The 10837-nt window shown below is 48.6% G+C and carries 8 protein-coding genes; 6 read left to right on the forward strand and 2 right to left on the reverse strand.

Annotated features, from left to right (window positions below; translation table 11 throughout):
- Positions 1 to 7: 7 nt before the first annotated feature.
- The 5 genes from BOC67_RS10140 to BOC67_RS10160 all read left to right on the forward strand — a co-directional run bounded on the left by BOC67_RS10140 (position 8) and on the right by BOC67_RS10160 (position 6722).
- Entirely contained in the window at positions 8 to 1387 is a 1380-nt protein-coding gene (locus BOC67_RS10140; RefSeq protein WP_291909962.1) for a sugar porter family MFS transporter, read from the forward strand.
- A complete protein-coding gene (locus BOC67_RS10145; RefSeq protein ID WP_291909964.1) occupies positions 1384 to 4665 on the forward strand; it encodes a glycoside hydrolase family 38 C-terminal domain-containing protein in 3282 nt (1093 codons plus the stop codon). Before BOC67_RS10140 ends, BOC67_RS10145 begins: the two co-directional genes overlap by 4 nt.
- A gap of 340 nt (positions 4666 to 5005) precedes the next feature.
- The gene (locus BOC67_RS10150; RefSeq protein WP_291909966.1) at positions 5006 to 5338 is read left to right on the forward strand and encodes a hypothetical protein; all 333 of its coding nucleotides are present in this window, start codon (positions 5006 to 5008) and stop codon (positions 5336 to 5338) included.
- Positions 5339 to 5464: 126 nt separating this feature from the next.
- A complete protein-coding gene (locus tag BOC67_RS10155; RefSeq protein WP_291909967.1) occupies positions 5465 to 5935 on the forward strand; it encodes an RNA polymerase sigma factor in 471 nt (156 codons plus the stop codon).
- A complete protein-coding gene (locus tag BOC67_RS10160; protein ID WP_291909968.1) occupies positions 5925 to 6722 on the forward strand; it encodes a hypothetical protein in 798 nt (265 codons plus the stop codon). The genes BOC67_RS10155 and BOC67_RS10160 overlap by 11 nt, the downstream gene beginning before the upstream one ends.
- 1 nt (position 6723) lies before the next feature.
- Here the strand turns inward: BOC67_RS10160 and BOC67_RS10165 are convergent, their stop codons facing one another.
- Positions 6724 to 7470, reverse strand: a complete 747-nt coding sequence (locus tag BOC67_RS10165) for a LytTR family DNA-binding domain-containing protein (protein ID WP_291909969.1) — start codon at positions 7468 to 7470, stop codon at positions 6724 to 6726.
- Positions 7471 to 7479: 9 nt separating this feature from the next.
- Positions 7480 to 9393 carry a histidine kinase gene (locus BOC67_RS10170; protein ID WP_291909970.1) on the reverse strand — a complete coding sequence of 638 codons (1914 nt, stop codon included), beginning with the start codon at positions 9391 to 9393 and terminating at the stop codon, positions 7480 to 7482.
- 179 nt (positions 9394 to 9572) lie between these two features.
- On the opposite strand from BOC67_RS10170, the gene BOC67_RS10175 reads away from it, so the two are divergent.
- On the forward strand, positions 9573 to 10304 hold the full coding sequence (locus BOC67_RS10175) for a DUF4262 domain-containing protein (RefSeq protein ID WP_291909973.1): 732 nt from the start codon (positions 9573 to 9575) through the stop codon (positions 10302 to 10304).
- Positions 10305 to 10837 lie beyond the last annotated feature (533 nt).

Raw genomic sequence — 10837 nt, forward strand, 5'->3', positions numbered from 1 at the left:
TTCCGTTATGAAAAAACAGCATTCCAATTCATTCACTACACTGGTAACGCTCATTGCCGCGCTGGGTGGCCTCCTCTTCGGGTTTGATATGGCGGTGGTCAGCGGGATCATTGACCCGGTAAGAACGCAGTTTGGCCTGTCCGCCTCACAGGAAGGCTGGTTTGTATCCTGCGCCCTGCTGGGCTGCATTACCGGCGTGGCCTTCTCCGGCTACCTGGCGGACAAAATAGGCAGGAAGAAGGTGTTGTTCATTGCGGCCATCCTCTTTCTCGTCAGCGCTGCCTGCTTCTCTATCGCGAACGCATACACGCTGATGATAGCGTTCCGCATCATGGCAGGTATGGGCGTGGGCGTGGCTTCCAACATTTCGCCGCTGTATATCTCTGAACTGGCGCCGGCCAAATCGCGTGGGCGGCTGGTAACCTTTTACCAGCTTGCCATCACCATCGGCATTCTTTCCGCTTACATCAGCAACCTTTTCTTACAACGCTATTCCGCTTCCCATTCGCCACAAGGCCTGGCTGGCTGGCTGTTTGTGACGGAGGTCTGGAGGGGGATGTTTTTAGTGGGGGTCATACCTGCGGCCGCTTTCTTCGTGCTGTTGCTGATTGTGCCTGAGAGTCCGCGCTGGCTGGCCCGCTATGGCCGGGAGGGGGAAGCGCTCGACATACTTACCAGGATCAATGGAGCCGCTTTGGCGAAAGAAGAGCTGGCCGGGATGAAGGCCATCTCCGCTCATAACGCAGGCAGCGTTGAACTCTGGCGGATGCCTTTGCGTAAGCTGCTGATACTCGCTACCGTGCTAACGGCGCTGTCGCAATTCAGCGGCATTAATGCGGTGATCTATTACGGCCCTACCATTCTTCGTACAGCCGGCATCGTTACCAACGAAGCATTGCTATACCAGGTGATCCTCGGGGCGGCCAATATGTTATTTACTTTTATCGCCATCTGCAAAGTGGATTCGCTGGGCAGGCGGCCGCTATACCTGGTAGGTTCCGTTTGTGCGGCCATCGCATTATCGTTGACAGGTTTATGTTTCCTGAACAATATTACAGGATGGTGGATGCTGGCGAGTATCAGCCTGTTCCTGCTGTTCTTCGCCTTTTCCCTGGGGCCGCTGAAGTTTGTGATAGCCACGGAAATATTTCCCACGCATGTAAGAGGGACGGCCCTTTCCATCTGCATCCTCACCATGTGGGTATCCGACTGGATCGTAAACCTGTTGTTTCCTATGCTAAGAGATCATATCGGCATTGGCGCTACCTTTTTCCTGTTCGCCGGCTGCTGCGTTATTTCCTACTTCTTCGCCAGGAAGAACCTCTTCGAAACGAAAGGACGCACCCTGGAAGAAATTTCTCTCACGATTAATCCTGCATCGACATGAAAAAAATACTTGCTTGTATAACCGCTGCTGTACTGGGATGCAGCATACCTGTATCCGCACAGAAAACCGTTCCCTACTTCGGGGAAATCAACTGGATCAATGGTTATGAAAAGGAGATTTCGGGAGAAAATATACAGTACTATTCTGCCTTTCCCGACTATGCCACTACCGCCCTGCTGACGCGAACTACCGATGGCCATAAAACTATTGAATGGCAAACCGCTCCGGTGCCCGCGAAGGTCAAAGGGCCTTACGTATATTTCAGCTGGGTGGCAGGGCATTCCAGCGGTACCAGCAGTGGTCCCCGGCACTTTGACCTGTATGTGAACGGCCGGAAGGCGCTCACATTTACCACCCTGCCCGGGAACCAGTCGCCCGTATGGTCCTATGGCGCGGCTGACAGCAGCCGGATTGTATTCCAGCAAACCACCCGCGACGGCGCCAGCGACGCGCACGGACTGATGTTTCTTCGTTTACCCGTTAGCGTGGTAACGCCCGGCCAGCCGGTAACGCTTCGTATTACGGGGCAGGCGCAAAACAGTAACGACTGGTTCATGACTTTTAAATTTGCCTTCGAGGAAAAGGTGGACCTGTTTACCCAGCCTTTCCTGCTCAAGAGCGGTAAGCAGCCGGTGGCGCTCACGGCGCTGCACTTCGGCGCGCCGGCAATGCTGGAAGTGAAGGTGAATCATCAGCAGGTAGCTACTTACCAGATCCGGGAAGGCATCAACCGGTTTGACATCCCCGTGGATGCGGTGAAAAAGCCGGACAGTGTACGCGTGGTAGTTACCAGCAATAAAAAAGTAGTGGCGGATAAATATGTGACGCTCCGGCCGGTCACTTACCGGGAGCTTGACCTGATCCATCATTCCCATACGGACATCGGCTATTCGCATATGCAACCGGAGGTGCTGAAGATACACCTGAAAAATATTGACGACGCCCTAAAGATGATAGAAGCCACCCGCAACTACCCTGCTGAAGCGCGTTTCAAGTGGAATATTGAATCCCTCTGGGCGGTGGAAAACTATATGCAACAGGCCACGCCAGCAAAGAAGGCCGCTTTCATCCGGGCGGTAAAAGAAGGCAGCATCTGCCTTTCGGCGTTGTATGCGAACATCCTGACGGGGCTTAGCCTGCCGGAGGAGCTCTTTCACTATACGGACTACGCCAATCAGCTGAAAAGGGAATATGGGCTGGACATTCCGAGCGCCATGATCTCCGACGTGCCGGGCTACACCTGGACTACCGTAACGGCGCTGGCTCATGGCGGCGTTAAATATTTTTCCAGCGGACCTAATTATTTGGGAGAGAATCACCCTTATTTGGGTGACCGCGTCGGCCATTTTGTACGCGCGTGGGGCGATAAGCCGGTGTGGTGGTCTTCCCCTTCCGGCGAAGAAAAAATATTATTCTGGGCCGGCGGTAAAGGTTACTCCTCCTGGCATGGCACGGCGCCAGGCGGCGTGTTTGACCGTGGTCCGCAGAAAATTGCGACTTACCTGCAGGAACTGGATGCGAAGCAATATCCCTATGACATAGTGCAGTGGCGGTACAATATTGTTGCCGATAATGGCCCGATAGACACTGCTATATCCAGGTTTGTAATGGAGTGGAACGCAAAATATGCTTCTCCCAAACTGGTATTAAATACGGTAGATAAACTGTTTAAGACCTTCGAAGAGCGCTATGGCAGCCAACTGCCGGTGGTGAAGGGAGATATTACCCCTTACTGGGAGGATGGCGCCGCGTCTACGGCTGCGGAATCCGGGCGGAACCGGCTGAATAGCCTTCGCCTCCAGCAGCTCACGAATGCATGGGCCATATTGCAGCCAGCGGCTTTCCCGCAGCAGGACTTCTACCGGGCATGGACCAACGTAATTATGTTCCACGAACATACCTGGGGCGCGCATAACAGTATTAGTCAACCGGACGTGCCGTTTGTTACCGGCCAGTGGCGTATTAAAAAGCAGTTCATGCTGGATGCGGACAGTATTACGGGTAATCTTGAAACCGCGCTGCTGAAAGGATTTGTTGACAACGGCTCTAAGCGGATTGCGGTGGTAAATACGCTGTCGTGGCCGCGTACCGGCCTGGTGAAAATAAAAGTTGCCGGTAAATCAGTGGTGGATAGTAAAGGTAAGGCGTGGCCATTGCAGCAGCTGCAGTCAGGAGAATATGCATTTATTGCACATGATGTGCCGGCCTTGGGCACTGCGGAATTCACCGTTTCAGACAAGCCGGCTAAGGGTAATACTTCGTTTAGGCGTACGGGTAATAGTATTTCCAATGGAGTTATTACCGTTGCCTGGGACCCGCAAACCGGCAGCATCAGCAGTTTGAGCGGCCAGGATCAGTACAACTATGCCGGCCGCTTCGGCAACCAGGGGCTAAACAGCTACTGGTATGTGCCTGGTATGGACCCTGCCAGGGCGGAAACCAACAGCAACATTACCGTGGAGGTATTGGAGAATGGCCCTGTGGTGGCTACCATCAGTCTTACCGGCCATGCGGCCGGCGCCAATACCATTTGTAAAAAAATTAGTTTATGGGGAGATGCGGGTGAAGCGCTGATAGAGAATATCGTAGATAAGAAACCTGTACGTGAGAAGGAAGCCGTACACTTCGGTTTCCCCTTTAATATTCCAGGTCCCCGGACCACGCTGGACGCTGGTTACGGTACTTTACGGTACCTCGATGATCAGTTGCCAGGCTCCAATATGGACTTCCTGTTTGGCCGGCGCTGGCTGGACGTTTCCAACAACGAGCGGGGCATTCAGTGGATGTTGCTGGAAACGCCGATGGTGGAGCCGCAGCAAATGATCGACGAAAGGAAGGTCATTGATCAAAGCCATAAAGCATGGCGGAAAACCGGATCGCCTACGGCTACCTGGTTTAATTACATCATGAATAACTACTGGCATACGAACTATAAAGCGGACCAGGAGGGCAAAAGCAGCTACAGTTATGCACTCCGGCCGCATACGGGGAACACCGCCACTGACCAGGAACAGGCCGCAGCGGCGTTTACTCAGCCACTGATGGCATTTCCTGTACGGACAGGTGTACATCTCCCTAAAAACTTATTTAGTATGTCCAATGCGCATATCATTATTACGAGTGTGACGCCGTTGGGAAATGACCAGTATAAGGTGAGGTTGTTCAACCCGGAGGCGGGGAGTCAGCGGGGCAGGTTTGTATGGGGGGAATTTGTTGGAAAGGAGATGGAAGTGGAATTGAAAGGGATGGGGGTGACAGAGGTGGTTGTGGGGAAGTAAGTGGGAATTGGGAGGTGAGAGTTGGGGATTGTAGTGAGTGTAGGGGTTATTGTGAGTAGGTGATTTGGAATTTGAATTTAGAATTAGCCATTGCACTGAGTGCAGCGGTCATTTTGGGTAAATAATTGGGAAATTGAGATTGGAATTGGCCATTGCAGTAAGTGCAGCGGTCAATCCGGTATCAGATATTAGCATCGGCCATTGCAGTAAGTGCAATGGCCAGTTTTTTTATTGGCTTATACCATCAAACATATTCAAATAAAAAAATTATAAAAATCTTAATTGGCCCCTCAAACTTTTTGTAAAATGATCCCGTAACTACTACAGAAGATAAACTTTAATGAGAAACAGTTTACAAACAGGCATGTATAATAACTTGATATCAGTTTTACTGGTGAGTATCACGATTAACATTGGATTTCAATTAAGCGTGCAGCTTGGCAAGGAGGGCCCTCCAGGTGAAGAAAAATATTTGATAGATGACGAGGGGAGAATTTGGCCGGTCGAGGATGGTTTAACCACCTCCCCGCATGCTAGTCCAAGAATATTCAGCATAAACAGGCCAGTAAAAATTAAAGCGATTCAACCTGCCGACGTAGCGAAAAAGGTACGTGCCGCCGGCAACAAATGTTATGAACTGAAAGACGGCAGCTACTTATGTGTACAGGAATAATCAGCTGGACTGATTATTCGATTCCACTTACGATCAACCATCCAGACCTCTTTTTTGAAATCCCAGTTAACACATACCAACCTTGTTTATGCATCCTTAACTGCGAAGGAGAAAGAAGTGGTTTGTATGGAACTATACGAGCAATATGGCCCGACTATATACGGAAGATTAGTTAAGGCCCTTCGGGATGAAGAATGCGCCGCAGACCTGCTGCAGGAAACATTCATAAAAGTCTGGCAGGGCCTGGACACCTATGATGCGGCCCTATCGAAAATCACCACCTGGATTAGCGCGATTGCAGGAAACACGGCTAAAGACTATTGGAGGAGCAAGTATTACAGGCAAAAGCAACAAACTTTATCCCTGGATGGGCAAGAGGATGAGCTGCCGTTGCAAGACGGTATAAGTAACCTGGAGTGGGAAAGAGTTGCGCCGCACCTGAAGAACGATCATTCGGCAATCATTAACATGTTGTTTTTTGAAGGATATAGCCTGGAGGAATACGCGGAGATAAACAACATTCCGTTTGAGACTGCTAAATCAAGAAAGTACAGTGCTATACGTAAACTGAGAAAACTCTTTGGGCTTGGATATTGAGAAATACATATCAAGTGGCGTTTTGGAGTCATACGTTTATGGCTTCCTGCCTTCTGAAGAGACGGCGGAAGTACAGGCGCTTATATTGACCAATCCTGAAGTAAGGGCTGCTGTTGCAGCTATAGAAAAGGACAAAGAAAGATTCATTAGTCTTTATGCTATTACTCCGCCTCCCAGCGTGAAAGATCGGATTCTGACAATGATAAGGAATGAACACCCCAGTGAAGAATTTAATAGTGTTGAGAAGGGACCTTCGTTTTACTTTTTTACGAACCCTATCCTCCAGACAAGAAACAAACAATGGCGTTTTATTGCTATCCTGAGTATAGTCATAGCAATAGTAACTATTACGACCAATATTTTTAACCTGCATCATTCAAATGATTATCAACATCGCTATAATGCATTGCTGGATGCTTATTCAAGGATAATCGATGAAAAACAGGCGGAGAAGCAACTTCCTGTCAGCCACCAGTTGCCGGAATCATTTACAGGAATAGAAATATGGGGTACTTCCGGCTCGGTGCTGTTTCGCCTCTCCGGGGATAACAAGCTGCTGTATATTTCAGCGGCGGGGCTTCCCCCATTGAGCCAGGGAGAGCAATATCACATCTGGAGGGTTAAAAATGACAGGTGGCTGTCTGATGAATTACTGGATACGGAGGTACCTATCCAGGCATTGAATAAAGTCAAACCCGGGGATTCAATTATTATTACCCTTCAACATACGCACGGCACAACCCTGCCTAAAAAAGGGATAATAATTCTCGAGGGAAGGATTAAATGACTCAGGAGATATTCTCCAAATACCGCAGTACCTCCTCCTTTTTCCTGCTCGATACCGGAATCTGTTCATCATTTTGCATCTGCAAAATGCCTTCCCGGTAATACTTTTTTACATACTGGAAGTTGACCAGGTACGATTGATGGCAACGGATAAAACCGGACGGTATGAGGATATTCTCGTATTCGATCAGCCCTTTGGAAACCAGCATCTCCCGTTTGTCTTTCAGGTAGAAGGTAGTATATCCTTTATCGCTTTTGCAATACATGATATCTTCCACGGATACGATTTCCATATATTCCACCCGCTTAAGCGCAATCCTTTTCACGCCGCCGGCGCCCTGGGAAGCGTAGTGCTGACGGGCGATTTCCAGCTGCTGCCGGTCCATCAGCTCCTGCTGCCGGTGATGGTAACATTTGTTTAGCATGGCCGCCAATGCTACTTCGTCAATTGGCTTCAGCAGGTAGCCGAAGGCGCCCATGTTCAGGGCCTGAATGGCGTATTGGTCGTATGCCGTAAGGAAAATCACCTGGAAATCGGCTGCGCCTATTTCATGGAAAAGGCGGAAGCTATCTCCATCTTTCAGGCGGATGTCCGCCAGGATGATGTCCGGTTTTAAAGCTGGGATTTCTTTAGCCGCCTTAGCGATTTCGGCAGCCTGGCCTACCACCTCTACATAGGATATATCCTGAACTATCTGCAACAGGTGTTGCATAATGCGTACTTCGTCTTCGAGAATATAGAGTTTCATGATGTTAGCTTAATCTTTGATTTGTGGAATCACGATGGTTACTTTCACCCCGCGGCTGTCCTGGTCTTTCTTATCCTCAATATGATAATAGGCATCCTGGCCTTGTGACTTGAAAAGCACTTCCAGTCGCTCCTTGAGGATAATGCTGGCCAATGACTGTTTCTTTTGCTCACTGGCTTCCTTGGCGCCCAGGCCATTCCCGTTATCTTCCACAATGATATGTAATTGTTCGTTTTCCCCTTTAAAAACAATCGTTAAGATACCTTTATAGTCGATATTTCTGAAGCCATGTTCAATGGCATTTTCCACGAAAGGCTGTATCAGCATCGGTGGAATAAGGATACTTTCAGGGTATATCTCTCCCCCCACCTCAATTTTATAATCGAACAAGCCATAGAAACGCATTTGCTGCAATTGCAGGTAATTGTCCAGGGTAGTAATTTCCTCGTCCAGCCCGATGAAATCTTTCCGGCTTTGCTCCAGGATATTCCGCAGCAGGCCTGAAAAGGCGGACAGGTAGCGGACGGAATCCCTGGTATCCCCCGATGCGACCAGGCTTTGCAGGTTAGCGATGGAATTGAAGACAAAGTGCGGATTCAGTTGTACCTGCAGCAGCTTCTGCTCCATGCTGAGGCGCTTGTTTTCAGATTGCAGGAGGCGGTTCTTCCCTTCCAGCCGGTATTGGCGGTGGATGAAATAGAATATGGACAATACCGCCAGGAACACCACCAGCGCCAGGATCAGCGACCAGCGCTGCTGCCGGATCACTTTTTCATTCAGCACATTCCGGCTGCTCAGCTCAGCAATGTTGCGGTCCTTTTTCTCCGCCTCATATTTTTCATGAATTTCGGCAAACCTGACTGCCTCAATTTCTTTTAAAGTATTGATTTCAATCTCGTAGGTGGCTTCGGCTACTTCCAGTGCCTTTTTATAATCCCCTTTCAGGCGGTAAGCGTATATCAGGCCTTTGAAGTAGATGGAGTTCTGCTTGCCGTTAGGATTTTTGCGGCCGAGCTCAATGGCTTCCTTATAATAATGAATCGCAGAATCCACCTGGTTGTTATGAATAAAGCTGGTGGCGAAGTTATTCAGCGCGATGTCAGTAAGGTTATTGGTACGTTCCAGGTAATTGAAATAAATGCGGCTGGCTGCAAGGGCCTTATCATTTTGTCCTTGCCGCACATAGATCTGGGCCTCATTATCGTACGTACGGGCAATGGCCATACTATCCTTAATGCGATGCGCCAGCGTGCGTGCCTGTACGTTATAGAACATCATTTTGTCAAAGTCGTTTACCCGGGAGGCCAGCAGGAAGGAAATATCATAATGGCGCTGCATTACCACCGGGTGCAACTTATAAGGGTGACTGTTGTAGTAGCGCTCTGCATATTCCAGGGCCTCATTAGCGTTCCTGTTCTGGTAATAGGCCCTGGCCATGAGATCGTAATAACGGTAGGTGATCCGGCTGTGGACCTTTTCCGCCGTTTTCATGCCGGCCAGGATTTGGTTCATTACTGCAGCTTCTACGGTCACGCCGTTGCCAATGCCCTGCTCAAGGAGGCTATATCGCCTTAGTAGCTCTATATCATCATCCGCATGGTTGCCCTGCATTTTGGTGAATTCAGCAATGGCGCTGTCCCTCAACTTTTCATGGGAGAACTTCCGCCCGCGGAAATAGTGGTACCAGGGATTGAGCGTGCTGTCGCCCAGGGGGCGCAGGAGGCTGTCCTGCAGGGCTACCTGGAGGCGAACGTCCGCTGCGGCGAGGGTATCCATGGCGATGATCATGGGCAGGTAGTCCGTGAGGGTATCCGGTTTGGGGGCTGGCGGCGCGACTTTAGGCGTATTCCTGTTGCTGTTGCAGGCTACGACCAGGGATAAAGTTAGTAGTCCGAGATAGGTTATTACTGATCTGGCAGTCATTCGCATTGGATTTATTAACTTCCGCCCGTAGCGGAAAGCAGGGAAATTACATTTAAAAGTAGAAATTGCAAGTGAATATGCGGGGGGCTGATTAATATTCGCGGCATTTGGGTCGAAATTCGCTGTGAAATTACTTTTGCCATTTGGGAGAGGATTTTATTCACCAAAAGAAATACATCTTGGAAAGTTGCCATCACCATTCGGTTTCCAATAAGGAAATCGCAGACAATATTGATCAATTTGGATGCTTTATCGTACATGTTGAAGGAGATGACTACTTGCCTGGGTTCACTTACACAATCGGCCTGTTTCAACAGTATAACCATCCTGAAATTATTTGCTTCGGCCTCGCATCAGAAGTCGCCGGAAGCATGTTAAATTATGCCTGTGAGCAGGTAGCCGCTAACCAGGTATTTAAAGTTCAGACACCATACAGTGAATTTATCGATCGGTACACGATACAATTCATTGACGTTGACGAGTCTTATTACCAAGATTACTTTGGTACGGCTAATCATTACTATCATCATACTGACTATCCCGTTCTACAGTTAATATGGCCGGATAAGGAGGGATACTTTCCCTGGGATCCTGCTTTTAACCCCAACTTTAAGTTTCGTCAGCCCCTACTTGACAGAAATACGGACTTTAAATTCAATGAAGAGAGGGATGTGGCTGTATTTACCTCTGCACAGGTGTTGACAGGAAGTCCCATCCTGTTTGTATTTCATGATGAAGATGGATATTGGCAATTTCACAGCGAGCCGGAACCAGATTTGTCAGAGGCGAAGTTGGTAAGTCTTGAAAGTATTGTAAAGATGGATCCTACTGTGAATGAGCTGTTTCAGTTATCACCAGGGCAGTGGGCAAAGCGTGGCGCCCGGGGAGATACATGGGAATGGGGGCCGTAGGAATAATTAACGCCTTGATGGCATATCTTATAATTAGGCTAATCCATGTTATGCAACTAGGAATTGCAAATAATGGCCCAATATCACCGAAAAAAGCCTCCTTACCCGCAAATATAAACTCCCCCTTTCCCACCCCGTTTTTTCTCCTCAATTTTATATCAGCAAGCTAACCAAGCGTACTTTCAGAAAGATTGTTATTAACCTCAAAGCAAATAACATCGGTTATAATATTTAAAACGGGAACGCCAGTCCTGGCGTGCCTTCAGATTTTGAGCGTACGCAGGTTTATTTTTAGCATGTTAAGCGGTCGAAGCCATTGGAAGCCAATCACACCCCCTATCCTGTTAAATTCATAAAACAGAGATTCTGTTACTACTTCCCCTAATCCAGCTACCCCTGCAGTGTTCATAGGCCTGAACTTTGTCATAGAAAATAAAAAGTATGAATATCTTTAACGTGTTGTGCTATTAAAGTGGCGACTTAAATGATAATGAAAAATATGTATATAATTATGAAATAAAAAATGTTGTGCA

It is taken from the genome of Chitinophaga sp. CB10 (assembly GCA_001870995.2).
GTDB lineage: Bacteria > Bacteroidota > Bacteroidia > Chitinophagales > Chitinophagaceae > Chitinophaga.

Bases quoted from the DNA above. Each gene is read 5' to 3' on its own strand.
- BOC67_RS10140 (WP_291909962.1), top strand. From the start codon at position 8: ATGAAAAAACAGCATTCCAATTCATTCACTACACTGGTAACGCTCATT.
- BOC67_RS10145 (WP_291909964.1), top strand. From the start codon at position 1,384: ATGAAAAAAATACTTGCTTGTATAACCGCTGCTGTACTGGGATGCAGC.
- BOC67_RS10150 (WP_291909966.1), top strand. From the start codon at position 5,006: ATGAGAAACAGTTTACAAACAGGCATGTATAATAACTTGATATCAGTT.
- BOC67_RS10155 (WP_291909967.1), top strand. From the start codon at position 5,465: ATGGAACTATACGAGCAATATGGCCCGACTATATACGGAAGATTAGTT.
- BOC67_RS10165 (WP_291909969.1), bottom strand. From the start codon at position 7,470: ATGAAACTCTATATTCTCGAAGACGAAGTACGCATTATGCAACACCTG.
- BOC67_RS10170 (WP_291909970.1), bottom strand. From the start codon at position 9,393: ATGACTGCCAGATCAGTAATAACCTATCTCGGACTACTAACTTTATCC.